Genomic DNA, 21,441 nt, shown 5'->3' on the forward strand with positions numbered 1-21,441 from the left:
ATTCAATTTAATCGAATCCTCGGCGATAGTCGAACTGCTCGCAGTTTCCGACAAACTCAACCCAGTTCTTATCAACGTCGAAAGCGCGCTTTGCACGCCAGCGAGCGAGGTTGAAACTCCGAAGGTCGGTTTCGGTCCGTATTTCGCAAAGGCGGCGCCCGAGCTGAGTCTTCATACGAGATTGAATCGAATCAAGCGGTTCTGCGGCGCCGAGCGATGGAAATGATTCAAGCATGAGCGGTATCGCATCGTCACTCAAATTGGAATTGTATTGCACGTCGAACGACCGGCCTTCACGCATCAGCGCGATGTTGGTCCGCACGATGAATTCGTTCGGGTTGATCAAGTGCAGGATTCCGAGGACGCAAAGCGCCGACCACAACGCGCCCCAGGCGAACTGCGAACGCTTTCCGCGAAGGACCGTGATCGCGAACCAGATGAAGACGACCGCGAGCCAGATCATAAACACCATCGGGTAGAAACGGACGGTCGTCAGGCCGTAGCCGAGATTGCCCGTGAGAACGAAGAGGCGCTGCGCCGCCGATGCCATTATGACGAAAAGCAGAGCGAGTTGAATGCCTGCCATTACGCGATATAGTTTCTCGGCGGCGGGCGATTCCTTTCTGAGCAGCCAGTGAGAAAACAGAAGGGTCGGGAGAACGAGCGCCGCGACCGTCACAAGCTCACCGAAACCGCGGCGCGCGTAATCGGCGAGCTTAAGGTTCTCGGTCTGCTGGACCAGTTCAAAACCGCCGAAGAGATATGGGATCTGAACGATCACAAAAAGCAAAAAGAGCAGATTGATCAAACCCATCGCGACGCCGACCTCGATCGGACCGATCGTGAGGGTCGCCGGAAGAAAATTGCTTTCGGGTTGGCGCCAGTCCCATTTGCTTTCGTCGGTCTTGGTTTCCTCGGCGTTTGATTCTTCAACGGTCGTCGTGATGCTCGGAATGGGTTCCGAAGCTTCCGTTTTTTCAAGAAAGGTGCTTTTCACGTCATTTGCAAGACTCTCGGTGATCACTCCGCGAAGATAACCGGCCGCGATCCACGAGAAGAAACCGATCATAAAGCCGTGCTGAAGGATCAGATCGGCCCGAATGTTCAGCGTTCGTTCCACGATTCCCTGAAAGACGGCGTCGGCCGCGACGAAGAGCGCGCCGAAAATGAATAACAAAGGTGCGGCGATGGCCGCGCCGCGAAGGACCGAAACAAAGTGCTTTTTCCAGCCTTCCCGCGAAACCGCGCTCCATTCGATGTCATTGAAAAGCACAAGAAAAGGCGAGAACGCGGCGTTCACTCCCGACCAGAAGAATCCGATCGCGTAGTGGTAAACGCCGGCGGACCGGATGTCGATCCGCAACGCGGGCAACACAAGCACCGCAAGAATGATGAATATTGCGGCGGAATTCAGCATTTTGAGTTCGATCGAGTCCCGCCACGCAAATCCCAATCCGCAGAGCACCGTCGCCGCGATCAGGGCGCCGCTGGCCGGACTCCAAAACTCACGCTTGCGTCGCCAGAGGAGCATTACCATTGCCGCCGCCAGCACGCTCACGACCAGCGAAACGTTCAAACCCCACGGCGTATGGCGCAAGAGGACGTCGCACAAGATTCCGAGCAGGATCGCAGCCTGCAGAATTTCCAAACCGCTCTTCGATCGTTCGTTCATAAATCCACCGCCAAATTCCCGGATCGCGCGAATTCCGTTTCCACGTCGGGAAACGAACCTCGGCCAAAAAAGACGTAACTCGCGAACCTTTGCCCGATCCGGCTTCTGAGAACGGCGAATCCGAACTCGAGAAGCCGCTGACCGGTGAATGCCCTGATGATCCGCCGCATCCAGAGCCGCGATATGAACCTCGCGCGAAATCTCTCGCCCGAGTATTTGAAAAGCACCGAAGCATCGCCGGTGCGCAGCCTTTCCGAAACCACTTCCGCGGCAAAAAGCGATAAACGCATTGCCGGGTCGAGCCCGCCGGCGGTCAAGGGCGACACGGCACCGGCGGCGTCGCCGATCAAGAGCCCGTGTTCGTTTGCGATTCGCCGTAAGACTCCGCCGACCGGTATTCGTCCACCGCGCGACTCGACATGCTCAAGACCGGAAATATCGACGACCGTTCTCGTCTTCTCCTTAAACAATGATAACGCTTCGCGCGGATCGAAAACAGCCGGATAACCACCAACACCGATGTGGATTTCCTCGCCGTCATCGGCGATCCAGGCGAGATAGCCGGGCGCGAGTTCGCCGTCGAGGAAGCAATGCAGACGCGGTTCGGATTCCGCGTCTTTGGATCTGTAAACTTCCTCGTAACCGACGATCCATTCACGGTTCTCGTCAAGCTTAAGGTCTTTCGCGACGCGAGATCTTGCTCCGTCGGCGCCGATCAAAACAGTCGCTCGGACATTGAATGACCTGCCTTTTCTTTCAAGCGTGACGGTCGTTCCCTGACTTGGGAATTTCGCGCCGCGTCCAATCCTGTCTGCGGGTTTTGCCGCGATGTATCGCGTGCCGTTCGAAAACTCAACGCCGTTGGAGACGCATTCATCGAGCATCGACTCATACAGGACGCCCATCTTTCCGACACGAAACTCCTCGTGCTCGCTTTCGAGTTCGAACGATTTCAAGCGTGGCGAGTAAAGCGTCACTTTCTTTACCGCGCGGCCGAGCGTTCCGTTGGGAAAGTCGAAATCCTCAAGCGTCTTTCGAACGAAGATCCCCGTCGTATGCACGGCGCGCGTGAGATCTCCTTTGCGGTCGACGAGCAAAATTTTTGCGCCTCGCTGCGAGAGCAGCTTGGCGCATTGCAGACCGGCCAGGCCGGCACCGATGATCACTACATCAAAGGTCTTCATAATTTTGGGTTGTTCTTTTCCAACGAAAGATACTTTCTCGCGTGCCAGAGACTGTCCTCATCACCGATCAATATCGCTTCGATAAACTTGTCGATCCCGTAGGCTTCGCTGATGTCGAGCCGTGCCGCGAAAGCATCGTCCGGCAGATCGAACACGATCTCTTTTTCGAAAGGCTCGTTCGTTTTCACGTCCTGATCCAGAGAAACAGTCGCGCTCGGCAGCAGCTTTTCAGCCTCCGTGTCGCGCTGATGAATAAGGCCCCGTCCATCGAGAACCCTCGCCGACGGCTCAAGCAGTCTCATTGAAATAGATGGATCACGAGCATCGCTGAAGACTCTCACGGTTACGACGTTGAATTCGCCGCGGGCGGTCAGATTTCCGATTGATTTGGATTTTCGTACATCCGTTACCGACGCGTGAAGATGGCAATCTATGTAGAAACCACAGAACACCTTCGGCTGATTCATCGCGATCGTCGAAGGTTCGCTTAGAAATGAGAGTCCAACGAGTGCGATGGCATAAAGCACGCACCAGGCGATTGCGCCGACGACGACAGAATTCCTGAACCCGGTTCGCTTCGTAAAGATCGCAAACGCAAGCGCAACGGTCGCGCAGGCTGCGCCGAGAATTGTCATCAAAAGCAAGATCACGCCCATATCCTTCTCAATCGCAAATCGCAAATCGCAAATCGCAAATCGCAAATCGCAAATCAAACGCCGCCCTTCATCGCGTTTATCAATGCTTCCATATGGTTCAGATAGCGGCCAAGCGCTTCGCGGCCGGCCTCAGTGATTCGATATTCGGTCAGCGGAACCCGGCCTTTGAACGATTTTTCGCAAGTCAGGTATCCGGCCTCTTCGAGCTTCCGCGCGTGAACGCTGACGTTGCCGTCGGACGTGTTCAACAGGTTCTTGAGATCCGTGAAAGACAGCGACTCGTTCGCCGCCAGCGCGCTGATAATTCCCAAACGGGCGCGTTCGTGGATGATCTTGTCGAGTTCGTTCGAGACGGCTTCGGCCGCCTTTTCAACCCGCAGGGAAGATCGCCGCGTCGTGCCATTTGTCTCCATTGCCAATTTTCTGACTGCCATTTGTTAACCCCAAACTAACCGCCGTAGCGCCTTCCGATCACGCATCCGAAAACGACGTGCAAAAGTCCAAAACTCAGACCCATCATCATGTTTCCGAAACCGGGCGGAACAAAGAACGCCACCGCGCCGAGCGCGAGAAAGCACCATCCCATCACCGGAACGGCCCTCACGGAAAATGCGCCGCCGCAAACGACAGCGGCGCCGTAGCACATTATCCAAACCGGGATCATTACTTCAAAATGTCCGAATCGCCAAAGCCCCAGCGTGATGAAAACGCCGCAAAGAATCGGTGGCAACGAGTTGACCAACAGTTTCTTGGCGGGTCCGGAGAGCAGCGAAGATTTCGAGATCCGGGATTTTTGCCACATCGCGAAAAGTCCGATCACCGCGGCGAGCGCGGCTTCGGTCAGCCAGACGAAAAGCCAACCGCGGATCGACGTCTGTGAGTTGGCGACAAATGCCGCGCCGAGCGCGGTCACGCCCATCAGAACTCCGCCGTAACCGGGAACTGCCGTAAAACTCGTCGAGCGCTCCATCGTTTCGCGGATGAACTTCAGATTATCGATCGCCCGGTCGCTGATGTTTATCGGATCGTTCGATCTGTCGCGCAATGGTTCAAGCTTGGCCATAATCTGTGTTAAAGATACGTCAAGTTATTCGCTGTGTCAAGAACTTTGTAATGCAAAGTTAAAGATTTCAGAATCGATTTCAAGATCAAAGAGTTTGTCCGAGAAAGTCGTTTGAGAACTTAACCCAAATTACGTAACAGAAAATTTCTCTCCCGCGAAACCCGCCAAAAACGCGAAAAATGGCATTTTTGATGTTGTTTTTCGCGTATTTCGCGGGAAATTGCTTTTAATGAGTAATCTGGGCCTAATTGACTTCTTCAAGCGTGCGGAGCACGCGAACGTACGATAGCACCATGTGAAGCGAAGCGGAACGTGGTGTCAGCCACGGACAATTCCAACGAGCGTGTGAAACATCTATAAAGACGGTTTCGGTGTCAAGTTCGGAAGTGAACTTTGCGGTCCGCCAATGATATTGGTGAAAGAAAGTTCGGTTCCGGTTTCAAGGTTCGTCGTCATTATCCTTATCTCCGGGGCAGTTGCTGTCCCGAGAATTGATCTGTCTTTGTCTTTGGTTTTCAATGATTTATACCCAGCAGCCGTGGCTGTGGGAATGTGGAAAAGCCGCTTTTTGGCTTTTCCAAGCGATTGTGGGAATTGAGGGAAAACGTTTTTTGTTTTTCCTCAATTTCCACATGAGCGGCATTTCCATAGCCTTCTTCGGGTTCGACCAGACCGGCCGGCACCGCTCGCCGCCCGGACACACCTCCGGCGCTCCCCCGATCCGGGGGCGTCGAAGAAAGTGCCTTTGTCCATTCAAGATCATCCTCGCTGCCGGTTGTTTTTCGTTTCTTTCTGTTTGCCGCCTGCCGCTTGTTGGCGCGGCCAGGCGCTTTGCGAGCAAAGCCTTTCGGCTTGTGACCCCGTTCGGCGCGGTCCACTCATTCATCTATCCGGGTATTGGCGAAGGCCCGTTTCCCGGGACTTCTTCCCTTGATGTTGCTTCGCACATCTGCCCCCGAACGGGCAGAAGGCCGGATAACCCAATCACGCGACGGTCATTTCAGACCTTGTTTCACCACGGGTATCTCCGGCTGTGCTGCCACGCATGTCAAACTCCCGTGCGGTGATGTTCTCCCGCAACATGACCGAGAGTTTGACAAGAAGCTTTCTGGTGACGGCCGTTTTCGCCACCCGCCTGGTTTTCTTTCTGGCGAGTCTCCGGTAGAACGCCCTCAGCCGTTCGTCCCTCCGGGCCGCCGCGTTCGCCGCCTGCCCGAGCATGTAGCGCAGCAGCGGCGACCCCGCACGGCTGATCCCGCCGAAGCTTACCCGGGCTCCCGAGCTCTTCTCAAGCGGGCAAAGTCCCGCGAACGCAACCACCTGGCTCGACGAGGAAAAGCGCGCGACCTCGCCCAGCGTATGGATCAGGCAAAGCGCCGTCAGGATGCCGACCCCGGCCTGCGTCCTCAGCAACGCCACCCGCGGATCGGTCCCGCCTTCTTCCTCAAGCCGGCGCTCGATCTCGTGGATGTTCCCGCTCAGCTGCTCTGCCGTCCGCAGCAGGATCTCCCGCCGCAGCGCCTTGCGCGGATCGGCCGGCACCGCCTCCAGGGTCTCCCGGTACGCTTGCGTCCCCATCCTCCCTTTCGGCAGCCCGAAATCGTGCGCCAGCGCCTGCAGCCGGTTGTAAACCTGCGTCCGCTGCCTCACCAGCCCCGACCTCAGCCGGATCATCTCAAGGATCGCCACGCTCTCCCGGCTCCTTCTCCAAAGCGCCGGGAACTCCTGTCTCATCAATAGCGTCAGGATGTTCTCCGCGTCCCGTGTATCCGACTTGTGCCGCGACTCCGCCCTCTTCCTTATCAAACCCGAATTGCCTACCAGCAACCTGTGTCCGTTTTCAAACATCAGTTCCTCGAACCAGTCGGCCTTCCCAGTCGCCTCGATGCCGACCGTTCCCTTCGGCATCTCCCGGTAAAACCCGGCCAACTCCTCACGGTTCTTGTGGAATATCGTTCTTGTTTTCAATTCCCCGTCCCGTCATCCAGCCAGCAGATCGTCTGCTGATGTGGATGAAAGTCGACTCCGTAGTATACTTCCATAACGGTTTCTCCTTATCTTCGACACGAAGAGACCTTGAATACTCGTCAGCATAACACTGACTGGGGAGAAACCGTCTTTATAACATCACGCGGACCTGCTGCAATCACGAGAGTTACGCGTGTTACACACGCTTTGGAGGTCGTGGCGACGGGCCACCACGTTCCGCTCCGCTTCACGTGGTGCTACCGCAAGTTCGCGTGCTCCGCACGCTTGAAGATGTAAAGTCGGTTGTCATATGGATTTCTCCAACAGGCTTACAGGATTCAAAAATGCGGAATCTGAATTGAAATCGAGAATCCCAAATCCCAATTCCCAAATCCAGCGGGTTATTTCGCAAGTGCCTGTTGACGCAAGCTCCTTATCTGCGGATCGTTCGAGTTTGCTGAATTCGCCAGAAACTTCTGAAGCATTTGATCTGCTTGACCGGTTTGGCCGTTCTCCCGGTAAAGTGTGGCGAGCAGGAATTGCGAGCGCAGGCATTCGGGCCGCGAACTCGGGGTGACAAGTTCCTGTATGCTTTCGAGTTCCGTCAACGCGAGGTCCTTTCGGTCGGTTGTGAGATAAATGTCCGACAAACTGGTTGCGAACTCGCAGCGGGCGAACGGAAAAAGCTCCTTGCCTTTTTGAAGCGCTGATTCAGCTTCGAGACCGTTTCCCGCTTGCTGTAGCGACAATGCTCTCTTCAATTCGGCGGTCGGCGACGGCGTTCTTCCGCGTGTTTCAAGATATGGAAAATCGTCCGGTGCGGAGGCGCGGGTTTCGGCGATACTCCATTCCATATCTCGCAGGCGTTCAGAATTCATCGAACCCCGGAAATTCTCAAGTCTGCCCGCAGGCCTGAAATAAGATTCGGCGATCGCCGCGCGGCGAAATTGTTTCTCCGAACTGTCGAGGTTGGGAAGAAGAAAGTACCCCGCGACGACCAAAAGTCCGACCGTGGCGCCGACGAAAAAGCGCGCCGGACGTCGCGCGTACCGCCAGACAATATAAAAGACCGCAACCAACATTATCGCCGCCGGAAGAATCGTCCAGATACTTGAAGGGAACCCGGCGACGTTCGCCAGATTCGGCGTGAACCAGTTTTCATTCCACAGGAATTTGCCCCAAAAACTGTTGTGCGGATATCTGAATTCGGGTGGCGCAAATGGAAACGTCAGGATCGGAACGGTGCAAAGCACGAACGAGATCGCAAAAAGAAAGCCCTGCCAGAGATTCGAAAATTCATATATCTCGCCGTCGAAGAACGAGTCCAGAAGCAAGGGAAGCAGCATCACGAGATAGCGCGCGCCGAATGCCCAACCTCCGTGCGCCGCGCCGTGGCCGCACAACGCGATCACAGAGACGACAATAATCGCAACCTTCACCCTATGGCGACGAGTCCGGTATTCACGCGAAGTAACGAAAGCAACTACCGAAAGGACCAGAATCGGCGCGTAAAAGAACAAACCGCGGGCCGGCGAAAAGAGAAGAAGGTAAAGACTTGAAAGCGACGGAACGCCGACGCCGCCCGTCCCGTCCGCCAATCCCGGGAATGACTCGTACGCGTACGATAGCGCGAATGGCGAGCCGTAAAGCGAGTAGTTGTAAGCCGCCAAAATCATCGCGAACGGCGCGCTGCCGGCAAGAAAGAAAAAGACGTTTCGAAAACGATCCTCACGAGGCGCAAACAACAGGCCGCCGCCGAGCACTGCCACCGGAATCAACGCCGGAAACTCGGAAATTACAGCGAGGCCGCAGATCGATCCGGCGAGAAAGCAGTTTCGAAGGAATATCCGCGGCGCGTCATAGATCACTCGGAACGCAGCATAAAGCAGGACGCCGACGAAAACATGTGAAAAGAAAAGTAGCGAATAAACGAATAAAGGTGAGGCGAACAGAAGAATCGCCAGAGAAAACTCATCGGTGTCGCGACTGTAAAGCCACCAGCCCAGAAGAAGGATCGGCAGGGTCGAAAAGAAAAACCGCATTACGAACCAGCTGATTCGAAGATTTGAAGCGTTCGGCGGCCCGACGATTGCTCGTGTGAGTGCGTAGATCGGCGCCGCGAGCATCGACATTCCCGGCGGTTTGTTTGAATAGGTTGCCGATCCGACTTTAGCGGTTTCGACACTCGGGCCGATAAGTTCTTCCGTCCAGCTGATCTCGAACGACGACTTTTCAACCAAGGACGCGGCAGTCGCCCAGCGAGTAAGCTCATCGGCGGAACCGCCGTGGGGAAACATCGGCAGCAGGTAGACCGCCAGAAAAAGATAGATAGCAAGAATCCAGAAGCCCTTATTTTTTTCCACTATTTTGCTTTTGGACCGCCTCGACCATATTTTCGACGGGCGGCGCGTCGCTGTTTGCCGTCGAAAACGTCAGACGCTTTCCCTCAAGGCGAAAGGCGGTGCCGTTCCATTTATAGCGAGATCTGGTCCAATGCGTCGGACAGCAGATCTGTTCTTCGTCTCCGGTGATCTTTGCCGTGTCGAGTTCGCCGACGATATACCGATCTTGGCCGAACAAATCGACGACAACTTTGCCGTCCTCGAGCCGTATGTTTTTCAGGCCGCCGTCGGCCCGATCGCCGGTGCGGAAGTTCCAGACCAATTCGGGAGCATCATCCTTCCATTTGAAGATGTAAACGAGCTGCGGGATCGCCGAGCCGCCCGTCTCGATCTTCAGGACCACGATGGCCTCGTGCTCGCCATCGCCCGTCGCGTCGAAGTACTTGACCGTGACGAACGAAAGCCCGATCCGCTCAACCTCAGGCGTCATCGTGAACGGCCGTTTGCCGTTGACGAGATCGGCTTCTTTTCCATCCGAATCCTGCCAACCGCGCGGCAACGGATAACTGAAGTTCTTGAAATCGAACTTTCCGATCGGTGATGAACTGACTGTTGAGTCCTTGCTCAGTATTTCAGACTGAAGATTCGGGATTCTCGGACTCGCCGAGGGCGCCGGTTCGGGCGTTGCAGTCGCGGTAATCGCGGGTGTCGGTCCGGAGACTTCACTCGTCGGTGTTTCGGTTTTTCGATCGCTGCAGGCCAACGCCGCAACAGAGAAAAGCAGCGATATCGTAACGCCAATTTTGGCCGGGATGTTCATCGAATTGCCTAATTGAATACGAACGGAGTAGCTGTCTTGAATTTAAGCAGAATGCCGGTGACTTCGCAATCGAGCGCTGCCGAAGTACGTCGCGGATGGCGTGGAACAATGCCTCGCCGGGGACTATAATGAATACAAGGAGGGATAAACGTATGAAGATGATATGCGTTTTGTTTGCGATCATTTTCTTGGCCGCGATCAGTTCGCGGGCAGCAGATGTTGCGCCAGGTGCGAGCGAATCGAACCTGTTTGTTTCTTCCTCGACGATCTTTCTTTCGGAAGTCAACTTCATTGAACCGATGGCGTACCAAGGTTACGTCTGCGTCGTCTCGACGCAAGGCGGGAACCTTAACATCCGGTCGATCCCAAGCACTTCAGGAAGGATCGTTGGGAAGCTTGCGAACGGAAGGGTCGTTCGCGAGGTTGGGGTCAGGAACGATTGGTCAAAAATCGCGGTTTCGACCTCAAGCGGACGGACGGGCCGCGTTCTCGGTTGGGTACTGAGTTCTTACCTCAATTGCGGCGAGTAGCCGACAAGCTTTCGCGGAGATATCCTTAGAACCGCCGCCGGCCGGGCCAAAACGTCCCGGCCCCGGCGGATCGGTAGCGTTCTCAGTCCCGCGTCAGGTTTCGGTATTTGATCCGATGCGGCTGATCCGCGTCGTGACCGAGCCTTCGTTTGCGGTCTTCTTCGTATTGCGAAAAATTGCCGTCGAAATAAACGACGCGGGAATCACCCTCGAAAGCCAGAATATGCGTCGCGATGCGATCCAGAAACCAACGGTCGTGACTGATGACGACCGCGCAGCCACCGAAGTTCTCGAGCGCTTCTTCGAGCGCGCGCATCGTGTTGACGTCGAGATCGTTCGTCGGTTCGTCCAGCAGAAGAACGTTGGCGCCTGACTTGAGCATTTTCGCAAGATGGACGCGATTGCGTTCTCCGCCGGATAATTGTCCGACACGTTTCTGTTGATCGGTGCCCGAGAAATTGAACCGCGAAACATAGGCTCGCGAGTTCATTTCTCGCTTGCCGAGTTGAACGACATCGAGCCCGTCGGCGATCTCTTCCCAGATCGTCTTGTTTCCGTCGAGCGAGTCGCGGGATTGATCGACATATCCGAGTTTGACCGTTTCTCCGACTTTGAAGTCTCCGGAGTCCGCCGTTTCCTTTCCGGTGATCAGCTTGAAGAGCGTCGTCTTGCCGGCGCCGTTCGCTCCGATGACGCCGACGATCCCGCCCTTCGGGAGCGAGAATTCGAGGTTCTCGAACAACAGCTTGTCGCCGTAACCCTTCGAAACGCCGTGCGCCTCGATCACGACGTCACCGAGGCGATCACCGGCCGGAATGTATAGCTCGAGCGTTTCATTGCGTTTTTCGGATTCTTCGGCGACGAGTTTTTCGTAATCGTTGATGCGTGCTTTCGATTTGGCGTGGCGGCCTTTTGGCGACATACGGATCCACTCGAGTTCACGTTCGAGGGTCTTCGCGCGTTTGTCATCCTGCTTCTGTTCCTGCGCCAACCGCTGCTGTTTTTGTTCGAGCCACGAGGTGTAATTTCCCTGATACGGTATTCCCTCGCCGCGGTCGAGTTCGAGGATCCAGCCGGCGACGTTGTCAAGAAAATAACGATCGTGGGTAACCGCGATGATCGTTCCCTCATATCGCTGCAAATGATGTTCGAGCCACGCTACGGATTCGGCGTCGAGGTGGTTCGTCGGTTCGTCCAACAGCAAGATGTCGGGCTTCTGCAACAATAGCCGGCACAATGCGACGCGACGTTTTTCGCCACCCGAGAGAATGTTGACCGGTGTTTCCGCGGGCGGACAACGGAGTGCGTCCATCGCCATCTCCAAACGCGAATCCAGGTCCCAGGCGTCGGCGTGATCGAGTTTCTCCTGCACGTCGCCCTGGCGTTCGATGAGAGCGTTCATTTCGTCGTCCGACATCGGTTCGGCGAACTTCATATTGATCTCTTCGAATTCTTTGAGCAGATTTACGGTGTCTTGAACCGCCTCTTCGACGATTTGGCGAACTGTTTTCGATTCGTCAAGCTTCGGTTCCTGTTCCAGGTAGCCGACCGAGTAACCCTTCGAAAACACGACTTCACCATTGAAGTCCTTGTCGGTTCCGGCGATTATCTTAAGCAACGACGATTTGCCAGAACCATTCAGTCCGAGCACGCCGATCTTTGCGCCGTAGAAAAACGATAGATAAATGTCTTTGAGAACAGGTTTCTTGTCGTAGAACTTGCTCACTTTGACCATCGAGAAAATGATCTTGTTAGGTTCGTTATTGCTCATAGGAATTCTTGAACGGCGATTCTTGGACGCCAAAAATAAACAACTAATCTATCACAACAGTCAGAATGAACGAAAACGGGGGTCATTTTGACCGGCGAGATGTCGGTTTGTGACTGTCGATTGACGCTAAACTCATGAAAAAGGACGTTTTAACGATAATGGCACGGTTTTTGAGTGAGTTCAGAAACGTCTCCCGACAACATCTGGGCGGAAACTGAAGGAACGCTCGTGGTTGGACTTCGCAAGTCGAGCGAATTCAACAAATAACGATGGTTACACGAAAGAGCGGGTGAAAATTTATGCTTGTGGAAACACACCAAGTTGTTTATTATTGTTAAAGAATGTTTGCGCACAGTTGGCGCAGATTTGCCAGGCCTTCCACGGATCTCCGGAATTGAAGTCTTTGAATCCGAACCTCGCATTCTCCTGACTACAGGCTATTTGGCGAAAAATGAACCTTATTTCGAAAATTCCGATCAAAAAGATCCATCTCCTCGAAACATACAGATGGCTCGTGATCATGTGCGGTATTCCGTTTTTTGGACTCGCTCTTTCCGATTTGTCGAACGACAGCCTGAACGTCAATCTACTTCTTTTGATCGCCTTCACGAGCATCTTCGCATCGCGTATTTCGATCAAGTTCCCTAGTTTCAACGGCACGATCACGGTTTCTGATTCACTGACATTCATCGCGCTGCTCTTGTGGGGTCCGGCGGCGGCGATCGTCACCTCGGTCGCCGAATCGATCGCGCTGACATATCGACTCAAAAGCAAACTCCTTCGAACCTATTTGTTCAACATCGCGAGCTCGGCCTTGATCACCTGGATCGGCGCCAATGCCCTTTTTTACACATTTGGCCCGGCCAATACGATTTCGCGCGACCTTCCGGCGTTCAAGTTTATGCTGGCGATGTGCCTCTTGGCTCTGAGCTACTTTGTCGCAAGTATGGTCATCACGGCCATCATTCAGATGCTCAAGCTAGAGTTGTCGCAGTGGAAAGAATGGTCACGTTATTATCTTTGGACCTGTATCACTTTCTTCGTTGGTGTCGCGATCGCCGGAGTTTTTGTAAAGCTGATCTTTCTCGGCGGATTGATCGCCGCACTCCTCATCGCACCGATCGCGATCATTTCTTATCTTGCGTACACCAGCTACATTCGCACGGTGGACGCTCTTCAGGCATCGGAGTCGAGATTCCGGAGTTCCTTCGATTACGCCACGATCGGAATGGGAATCGTTTCGCCCACTGGTAATTGGCTTCAGGTAAACAACAGTCTCAGAGAGATGCTCCGGTGCAGCGAACAGGACCTCATATCCTCGAATTTCAGAACCGTTCTCCATCCCGAGAGCATTATCGAGGTTCAGGAGAACGTCGACCGAATCTTTTCCGGCGAGCTTCCGGCGTTTCAGATCGAAACTCGTTTTCTGAGCAAGGACGAAACCGATGTTTGGGCAACGCTTGGCGTTTCAACGGCCCACGATTCCCAGGGCGAGATCAGGCATCTCATCTTTCAGATACAGGATATTACGTCGCGCAAGAAAGCCGAGGAGAAACTGTGGTTCGATGCGAACCACGACGTTTTGACCGGACTTCCTAACCGGGCCGCGTTCGTCTCGCGCCTTGAAGAGATCGTCAGTCACGAAATGGAGTTCGAGCATCCGCTTTTTGCCGTGCTCTTTCTTGATCTCGACGGGTTCAAGATCGTCAACGATTCGCTCGGACACGCCGCCGGCGACGAACTGCTGCGAGGCGTTTCACAGCGCCTTCTCGAGTGCATTCGCGGCAACGATGTCGTCGCCCGTCTCGGTGGCGATGAGTTTACCGTTTTGCTCGTCAACCTGCAGAGTATCGATCAGGCGGTCATCGTCGCCGAGCGGATAAAAGGAAAAATGACCAAAGCGTTCCAGATCGCCGATCAGGAGGTTTTCATAGGCACGAGCATCGGGATTGCGACAAGTGACATCGGTTATGAGAATGCGGATGAAATGCTCCGCGATGCCGATGCCGCGATGTATCAGGCAAAAGCGTCCGGAAAAGGTTGTTTCAGCCTTTTCGATAACCAAATGTACTCGAACGCGCTGAGATTGCTTCATCTCGCAAACGATCTTCGCCGCGGTGTCGAACGCGATGAGTTCATTGTGCATTACCAGCCGATCAAGTCGCTCGAAACCAACAAGGTTCGCGCGCTTGAGGCGTTAGTGCGCTGGAATCACCCGACGCTCGGTACACTCGCGCCGATGGAATTCATCCCGCTCGCCGAAGAAAACGGCATCATCAACGAGATCGACAACTGGGTGATGCTTCAGGCCTGCCGGCAAATGAAGCAGTGGCAGAACGAATTCGAGGAACTCAAGGACATCGCGATCAGCGTCAATATCTCGTCACGGCAGTTTGCCCAGTCCGGTCTTTTTGACACGGTGAAAAACGTCTTGATGGAAACCGGACTGGCGCCTTCGAATCTGTTGCTTGAGATCACCGAAAGCGCGATGATCAAAAATCTGAAAAACACCGCGAAGATCCTGCGTGAGCTTAACTTCCTCGGCGTGCGCATCGCGCTCGACGATTTCGGCACCGGTTACTCGTCACTCAACTATCTGCACGAGTTGCCTATCTCGGTACTCAAGATCGACCGGTCATTCGTCAGGCGCATTGATAATGAACAAGAGGGAATTGAGATCGTCAAGGCGATCGTCGCGTTGGCTTCGAGTTTAAGAATGGAGACGACCGCCGAGGGAATCGAGACCGAACATCAGTTTAGCGAGCTTCGCGCGATGGGCTGCATCAGCGGCCAGGGTTTTTACCTCTCGCGTCCGCTTGATGCCGCGGCGGCGACCGAATATCTGATCTCAGACGGAGTTCAGGTCGTGGCGATTCCCGAGCGTTCGCGCGGCGGCCTTCGTCTCGTGAATATGTGATCAGCCTTTTTTCAGAAAGTTATCGAACCATAACTGGAAGACGAGCAAGGTCCATAGCTGCTTGTGATTTGAAGCGACGCCGGTCTCGTGTTCACGTATCAGCTTTTCGACGTTGTCAGGGTCAAACAATCCCTGATCCTTCAGACGCGACGGCGCCAGCAGGTCGCGCATCAGCGGATTGAGTTTTCCCTTCAGCCAGTCCGCGACCGGAATCCCGAAGCCCTTTTTGGGCCGTTCGAGGATTCCTTTCGGGAGCAGCGGTTCGACCGCTTTTTTGAGAATGTACTTCCCTTTGCTTCCCTTGAGCTTGTAACTGAGAGGGATCGACGCCGCGAACTGCGCGACCCGCGGATCGAGAAACGGCGCGCGAACTTCGAGCGAAACGGCCATCGATGCACGATCGACCTTCGTCAGAATGTCTTCCGCCATATAGTAATTGATGTCGAGAAACTGCATTTTCTCGATTTCGTTAGTTGCGTCGCAAATCTCGAGCAGTTCCTTCGCGCCTTTGTAGATATCGCTTTCGGTGCTCGCGAGGATCTCTTTGCTCAATACCCGGCGCTGTTCGCTGATCGAAAAGGATCCAAAATACGAATGATGCCGCGCCACCAGATCGAATTTCGATGCTGCAACGAAGCGTTTTGCCTTGTAATCGAACGATATGTTTTTGTTTGAAACCGGCAGTCTGTTGACCAAAGGCTCGATCAAACCACTCCTCAAGATCGGCGGGACACGACCGTAAATGTTCGCCACCTTATGCGCGAAATACATCGGATAACCCGCGAATATCTCGTCGCCGCCGTCGCCGCCGAGCGCGACCGTAACGTGTTTGCGAACGAATCGCGACAGCAAAAACGTCGGGATAAGCGATCCGTCCGACATCGGCTCATCGAGCCAGGAACCGATCTCGCTGATCAGATCGGCAGCCTTTTCAACGCTGAGTTTGTCTTCGTAATGCTCGGTATCGAGATGTTTTGCCACTTGCCGCGCGAACTTCGATTCGTCAAACGAATCCTCATCGAAACCGATTGAGAATGTTTTGACCTTTTCAGTCGAAAAACGGGTCGCAAAAGCCGCAACGGTCGAAGAATCAACGCCGCCGCTGAGCAAGATTCCGAGCGGAACGTCGGAGACAAGCCGCATTCGAACGGCATCGGCCAGAAGGTCGCGCAACTCTGCCGTCTTCGACTCAAAAGTCGCTGATTTGGGATCGTCTTTCTTCCAGGTGAGATTCCAGTATCGCCGCGTTTTTATCTCGCCGTTTTCGACGGTCAGGAAATGCGCGGCCGGGAGCTTGTAAATACTCTTGTAGATCGAGGCCGGTGCGGGAACGTAGTCGAACGAGAGAAACTGCCGCAGTGCATCCGTATTCAGTTCGGTTTTCACCGATGGGTTCGCGAGCAGGACCTTGAGTTCCGAACCAAAGATCAGCTTGTCGTCAAAAACGCCGTAGTACAAAGGCTTCTCACCGAATCGGTCACGGGCGATGAGAAGTTTCTCGCGCCGTTTGTCCCATAGCGCGAAGGCGAACATTCCGTTGATCTCGTCGAGCATAGCCTCGCCGTATTCTTCGTAAAGATGCGGCAGGATCTCGGTGTCGGTATGAGTCTCGAATTCGTGCCCTCGTTTTTCGAGATCGGCGCGGACCTCACGGAAGTTGTAGAGTTCGCCGTTCATCACAACGACGACCGATCTGTCTTCGTTGTAAACCGGCTGCTCGCCGGTGTGAAGGTCAATGATCGAAAGCCTGCGCATCCCGAGCGCGACATCCTTTTCGAGCCACAATCCTTCCGAATCCGGCCCGCGATGCTTCATCCGCTCGCACATCGCGTGAAGGACCGCCCGATCCTGCGGTGCAACCCGGCTCTTCAAGTTTATCCAGCCCGTAATTCCGCACATTGAACTCTAATCCAACCCGATCTCGTATTTCCCTCGGCTTTTCGAATAGAAATGATCGAGAAATTCAATTCCCGCTTCAGGAGTCAAAGAATGCAAGACTTCCATTCCTTCGTTCAAGCGAAACTTTTCCTTCCGGTCAGCTCGTTCCAGGTAACCTTCCCGGTATGCTTGCTCGATTCCGATGCCGATGTCTCCCGCCAGTTCCGCGGGAGCAAGAAAAACATTATTGTATTCGAGTTCGAGAATAAGATAATTATGTCTCGTGAGAACACTCTCCAAACTTGCCAGACTGTAGCCGTAGAAATGATGCAATACTTTGAAATCGGGATCAAAATTGACGCTGAACCGGATCGGCGGCGGTATCTTTTCGTTGATCTCGGTGACGACCAACCGCGGTCGGAATTTCGCCAACAGTGCATCCAGGACCGCGAGGTCATAGCTGTCAATATCGAGGCTCAAAATACCGAAGTTCGGTTCTATCGAATAGCCTTCCAGCAATGAAACGACATTCATCGGCGTGACCATACAGCGACAAGCGGAAACATTCGGATAGAACTTGTAGATGTTGGCCAACTTAGCGGCCAGACGGCAGTCGTATTCGATCCCAACGCCGTTCCAACCCTTGGCAAACAAAGCGAAAGTGTTCGACATACGGGTTCCGTTGCCGGCGCCGATATCAACGATTGTTTTGCTTTGTTCTGCAATTGACAGCCGGTCGATGTACTTCTCAATGATCTCCTGTTCGCCGAAATTGGAAAAATGCCCCTTCTTCCTACCGAGTTTCCAACGGTGAAACCAAAACTCAAGGTCGAGGTATTTTTGTTTTGCCGATTTTTCGATGCTCAACGCCACAGTTCTATTCTCCAACCCCGCGAAATCATCCTGTCGAGTTGACGGTCAGATTCCTGAAAAGCCGCGCAGATTCACTCACCCTTTCGATTCAATCATTCTCAAATCCGACTTTTTCGCGCACCGCGTAGATCGCCTTGTCCTGCGATTCGTGATAAGTCCGGACGAGCATTTCGGCCAATAGCCCCATCAGGATGAACTGGACCGAGATCGCGAACATCACGATCGACAAGATCGGCAACGGCGTTTCGACGAAGTCGGCGTGAAACTGCGGAAAACCCAAATGCTGCGAGAACTTCAGAAAAACGGCGTAAACACCCGAGATGATCGAGATGAACAACGCGATGAAGCCGAATGTGCCGAAGACATAAATCGGTTTGGTGTGATACTCGGCCATAAACTTGATCGTCATCAGGTCAAAGATCACCTTGACGGTCCTCGAAATTCCGTATTTCGACTTGCCCATCGTCCGCGCGTGGTGATCGACCGGGATCTCCGTCACGCGCGCACCGGCCCAGCTTGCATAGATCGGGATAAAGCGGTGCATTTCGCCATAGAGTTTGACGTCTTGCAGAACGTCGCGCCGATAGGCCTTGAGCGAGCAGCCGTAATCGTGGAGCTGCACTCCGCCGATCCACGAAATGACTCGGTTCGCGATCTGTGACGGCAATTTTCGCGAGATGAGCTTGTCCTGGCGATTCTTGCGCCAACCCGAGACGACGTCGTAGCCTTCGTCGAGCTTCTCAAGCAGGCGGGCGATATCTTTCGGATCGTTTTGCAGGTCGGCGTCCATCGGGATCAGTATATCGCCCCGCGAAGCGTCGATACCGGCGCTCATCGCCGCGGTCTGTCCGTAGTTCCGGCGAAGTGAAATGACGCGCACACTGCTGTCTTCAGCCGCGATCTCGCGCAGGATCTTCAAACTCGAATCGGTCGAACCGTCGTCAACGTAAATGACTTCCGCCGACTTCCCAAGTTCGGCGAGCGCGCCCCGGATCTTGGCGTGCATCGGGCGAAGATTGTCTTCTTCGTCGAGCACCGGCAAAAACAACGACAGTTCCGGCGTCGCTTTCGGTTCGTTCCGTTCGTCGGACTTTGCTTGCTTCGTCTTCATCCGTTTTGCAAATGTAATAATTTACTTCTTTCGAACCCAAAAATACAGCGGGCGCGCCAATGTCGACGATTTCCGGTGCTTTGGATCTTCGCCTGGACAGACAGACGGACTTTGGGCGAATCCGTTGTGATTGTTGACGTTGTTTCTGATAAAGTGTCACTCACTTTCTTATGATCGACCGACGAAAATTCATACAAACATCGATTCTTTCGCTGCTCGCCGCCGAAACGGCTTTCAGTCAGGACCAGAATTTTGAACTCAGATCTTCGCTCAAAGCGAAACTGCCGGTCGTGGTTTCGACCTGGGACAGCGGAATTCGCGCTAACGCCGCCGCGTGGAGGGTCTTGGGCAAGAAAGGGAGAGCGCTCGACGCGGTCGAGCAGGCGGCTCGCTCGGCTGAAGACGAGATCAGTTGCTGCGTCGGCCTCGGAGCTTTGCCCGATCGGGACGGAATCGTCACGCTCGACGCTTCGATTATGGACGAGTTCTCAAACTGCGGGTCAGTGGCGTATCTTCGGCGCATCAAAAACCCGATCTCGGTGGCTCGCAAACTGATGGAAACGACGCCCCACGTATTCCTTGCGGGCGAGGGCGCGGAGCAATTTGCCGTTGCCAACGGCTTCGAGCGGCACCCGGAAAAACTCTCGCCCGAATCAGAGGAGACCTACAAGAAGTGGCTGCGCGACTCGAAATACAAACCGGTCATCAACATCGAGAATATGAAGCAGTCGGCTCAGTTTGCGCCGTATCGATTCGAAGACGGGACGCCGAATCACGACACGATGGGCACGATCGCGATCGACGCGAACCGCAACCTCTCGGGAGCCTGCACCACCAGCGGAATGGCGTTCAAGATGCACGGCCGCGTCGGCGATTCGCCGATCATCGGGGCCGGCTTGTTCGTCGATAATGAGATCGGCGCGGCCACCAGTTCGGGGGTCGGCGAAGAAGTCATACGAATCTGCGGAACGCACCTCATCATCGAACTGATGCGCAACGGAAAGTCACCTGAAAATGCCTGCAAGGAAGCCGTCGACCGCATCGTCAAACGCGATCCGGAGAAGGCGAAGACGTTTCAGGTCGGCTTCATAGCGCTCAGCAAAAGAGGCGAGATCGGGGCGTATTCGATCCAGCCCAAATTCAGTTTTTCGGTCACGAACGATCAGTTTCCGGACGGAAAGATCTTCGAGGCGAAGAGTAGATTTTGATCCTATCGCAATTGTTCGCCCGAGTTAACGTGAAAGTGCAGGTGTTTTGAATCCTGGTAACTGCCGAGATTCGTGAGAACGCGCGCCGCGCCCCGTTCGGCGACCACTTGGTCGGCGACACGCTTGATGACGTCGAACAACTCCAGAAACAGGGCCGAATCCGATTCTTCGAGCGTCAGAAGCGATGATATATGCCGCTTCGGAATGACAACGATATGAGTCTCCCAGAACGGACGTGTGTGATGATATGCAAGCACGTTCTCCGTTTCGAAGACTTTCCTGACGGCGGTCTTTCCGCTCAAAACCTCATCGCAATAGAAATCTTCCATAACTTCAGACGGGAATAGTTGAGAACTGAAAACTGAGAAGTGAGAGCTGAGAGCTTAGAACTGAGAGCTTAGAACTGAGAGCTGAGAGCTGAGAACTGAGAACTGAGAACTGATAGTTGATAGTTTGCGACAGCTCTCAGTTCTAAGCTCTCACTTCTCAGCTCTCACTTCTCAGCTCTCACTTCTCAGTTCCCAGCTCTCAGCTCTCACTTCTCAACTATCAGTTCTCAGTTCTAAGCTCTCACTTCTCAACTACCAGTTCTCAGTTCTCAGCTCTCACTTCTCACTTCTCACTTCTCAGCTCTCACTTCTCAGCTCTCACTTCTCAGTTCTCAGCTCTCACTTCTCAGCTATTCCGTTTCGAAGCCGTGATGACGATCGAGACGCCGAACGGAAAATCGAAATGACGGAGCCAGAAGCGTTCGGCGCCGAAGAGTTTCCCGAAGACGCCGTTCAGAGCCGAGATCGTAATGTTGTTTTCGGATTCGGGTTTCAATCCGGTCAGTTTCATCAATGTGCGGCCGGCGAGGATCGGCGCGAAAAATGTCCAGTTCGCATACGTTGCGCGTTCGATCTTGAATCCGGCCTTTTCGAGACGTTCGACGATCTGTTTCTTCGTGTACCGTATGCGGTGATTTGAAATGTCGTCCTGCACGCCCCAGAGCCACATAAACGCCGGAACGAAGATCAGCGTTTCGCCGCCCTTTTTCAGGACACGGTGCATCTCGCGGAGTCCGGCGACATCGTCGTCGAGATGTTCGACGACGTCGAGCGCCGTTACGACATCGAACGATTCGTCTTCGAACGGCAACTTCTCGGCGAGTCCTTTGTGAACCATCAATCCCTTTGCACGGCAGAATTCAAGCGCGTCGTCCGATACGTCAACGCCTTCGGCCGTCCCGAACTGCGCGAGCATTTCAAGATTCGCGCCCGTTCCACAACCGACGTCGAGGAATTTGGGACTTGAGACTTGGGATTTGGAAATGAGTTTGCGGAGAAATTCTTCGAGGATTGCGCGCCGGCCGACGAACCACCAATGGGAATCCTCGACGCGATCCATGATTGCGTACGTATGTTTCTCCATTTCCTGCGGTAACGCCGTACTCATATTCCTCGCTG

18 protein-coding genes are annotated in these 21,441 nt (G+C 54.1%); 3 read left to right on the forward strand and 15 right to left on the reverse strand.

Features of this window, described 5'->3' with window-relative positions; all coding sequences use genetic code 11:
- Positions 1-7: 7 nt before the first annotated feature.
- The 9 genes from IPN69_07255 to IPN69_07295 all read right to left on the reverse strand — a co-directional run bounded on the left by IPN69_07255 (position 8) and on the right by IPN69_07295 (position 9,705).
- The gene (locus tag IPN69_07255) at positions 8-1,672 is read right to left on the reverse strand and encodes a DUF4173 domain-containing protein (GenBank protein MBK8810517.1); all 1,665 of its coding nucleotides are present in this window, start codon (positions 1,670-1,672) and stop codon (positions 8-10) included.
- Complete coding sequence (locus IPN69_07260; GenBank protein ID MBK8810518.1) at positions 1,669-2,856, reverse strand: NAD(P)/FAD-dependent oxidoreductase; 1,188 nt, start codon at positions 2,854-2,856, stop codon at positions 1,669-1,671. The genes IPN69_07255 and IPN69_07260 overlap by 4 nt, the downstream gene beginning before the upstream one ends.
- Entirely contained in the window at positions 2,853-3,536 is a 684-nt protein-coding gene (locus tag IPN69_07265) for a hypothetical protein (protein MBK8810519.1), read from the reverse strand. The genes IPN69_07260 and IPN69_07265 overlap by 4 nt, the downstream gene beginning before the upstream one ends.
- Positions 3,537-3,565: 29 nt before the next feature.
- Positions 3,566-3,925 carry a transcriptional regulator gene (locus IPN69_07270; GenBank protein MBK8810520.1) on the reverse strand — a complete coding sequence of 120 codons (360 nt, stop codon included), beginning with the start codon at positions 3,923-3,925 and terminating at the stop codon, positions 3,566-3,568.
- Between the two features lie 35 nt (positions 3,926-3,960).
- A complete protein-coding gene (locus tag IPN69_07275) occupies positions 3,961-4,575 on the reverse strand; it encodes a hypothetical protein (protein ID MBK8810521.1) in 615 nt (204 codons plus the stop codon).
- A 515-nt stretch (positions 4,576-5,090) separates the two neighbouring features.
- Complete coding sequence (locus tag IPN69_07280) at positions 5,091-5,453, reverse strand: hypothetical protein (protein ID MBK8810522.1); 363 nt, start codon at positions 5,451-5,453, stop codon at positions 5,091-5,093.
- 106 nt (positions 5,454-5,559) lie between these two features.
- Positions 5,560-6,543, reverse strand: a complete 984-nt coding sequence (locus IPN69_07285; protein MBK8810523.1) for an IS110 family transposase — start codon at positions 6,541-6,543, stop codon at positions 5,560-5,562.
- A gap of 401 nt (positions 6,544-6,944) precedes the next feature.
- Positions 6,945-8,906: a hypothetical protein gene (locus IPN69_07290; protein ID MBK8810524.1), complete on the reverse strand. Its 1,962-nt coding sequence runs from the start codon at positions 8,904-8,906 to the stop codon at positions 6,945-6,947.
- Entirely contained in the window at positions 8,893-9,705 is an 813-nt protein-coding gene (locus IPN69_07295) for a hypothetical protein (protein MBK8810525.1), read from the reverse strand. The genes IPN69_07290 and IPN69_07295 overlap by 14 nt, the downstream gene beginning before the upstream one ends.
- Positions 9,706-9,857: 152 nt before the next feature.
- Here IPN69_07295 and IPN69_07300 point away from each other — a divergent pair, with 152 nt between their 5' ends.
- Positions 9,858-10,235 (forward strand): SH3 domain-containing protein, encoded by a 378-nt coding sequence (locus IPN69_07300; GenBank protein ID MBK8810526.1) that lies wholly within the window; start codon positions 9,858-9,860, stop codon positions 10,233-10,235.
- 82 nt (positions 10,236-10,317) lie between these two features.
- On the opposite strand, the gene ettA is transcribed toward IPN69_07300, so the two are convergent.
- Positions 10,318-12,006 carry an energy-dependent translational throttle protein EttA gene (gene ettA / locus IPN69_07305; protein MBK8810527.1) on the reverse strand — a complete coding sequence of 563 codons (1,689 nt, stop codon included), beginning with the start codon at positions 12,004-12,006 and terminating at the stop codon, positions 10,318-10,320.
- Positions 12,007-12,457: 451 nt separating this feature from the next.
- Here ettA and IPN69_07310 point away from each other — a divergent pair, with 451 nt between their 5' ends.
- Positions 12,458-14,923, forward strand: coding sequence for an EAL domain-containing protein (locus IPN69_07310; protein ID MBK8810528.1), 2,466 nt, complete (start codon positions 12,458-12,460; stop codon positions 14,921-14,923).
- Here IPN69_07310 and asnB read toward each other — a convergent pair whose 3' ends face one another.
- From asnB to IPN69_07325, 3 genes are all read right to left on the reverse strand, one after another.
- Positions 14,924-16,822 carry an asparagine synthase (glutamine-hydrolyzing) gene (asnB, locus tag IPN69_07315; protein ID MBK8810529.1) on the reverse strand — a complete coding sequence of 633 codons (1,899 nt, stop codon included), beginning with the start codon at positions 16,820-16,822 and terminating at the stop codon, positions 14,924-14,926. It abuts the gene before it with no gap.
- 6 nt (positions 16,823-16,828) lie between these two features.
- Positions 16,829-17,668, reverse strand: a complete 840-nt coding sequence (locus tag IPN69_07320; GenBank protein ID MBK8810530.1) for a hypothetical protein — start codon at positions 17,666-17,668, stop codon at positions 16,829-16,831.
- Positions 17,669-17,762: 94 nt separating this feature from the next.
- A complete protein-coding gene (locus tag IPN69_07325) occupies positions 17,763-18,785 on the reverse strand; it encodes a glycosyltransferase (GenBank protein ID MBK8810531.1) in 1,023 nt (340 codons plus the stop codon).
- Between the two features lie 170 nt (positions 18,786-18,955).
- On the opposite strand from IPN69_07325, the gene IPN69_07330 reads away from it, so the two are divergent.
- Positions 18,956-19,993, forward strand: coding sequence for a N(4)-(beta-N-acetylglucosaminyl)-L-asparaginase (locus IPN69_07330; GenBank protein MBK8810532.1), 1,038 nt, complete (start codon positions 18,956-18,958; stop codon positions 19,991-19,993).
- Between the two features lie 2 nt (positions 19,994-19,995).
- Here the strand turns inward: IPN69_07330 and IPN69_07335 are convergent, their stop codons facing one another.
- Both IPN69_07335 and IPN69_07340 read right to left on the reverse strand, forming a co-directional pair.
- A complete protein-coding gene (locus tag IPN69_07335; protein ID MBK8810533.1) occupies positions 19,996-20,322 on the reverse strand; it encodes an HIT domain-containing protein in 327 nt (108 codons plus the stop codon).
- A 346-nt stretch (positions 20,323-20,668) separates the two neighbouring features.
- Positions 20,669-21,430, reverse strand: coding sequence for a class I SAM-dependent methyltransferase (locus IPN69_07340; protein ID MBK8810534.1), 762 nt, complete (start codon positions 21,428-21,430; stop codon positions 20,669-20,671).
- Positions 21,431-21,441 lie beyond the last annotated feature (11 nt).

It is taken from the genome of Acidobacteriota bacterium (assembly GCA_016715115.1).
Taxonomy (GTDB): Bacteria; Acidobacteriota; Blastocatellia; order Pyrinomonadales; family Pyrinomonadaceae; genus JAFDVJ01.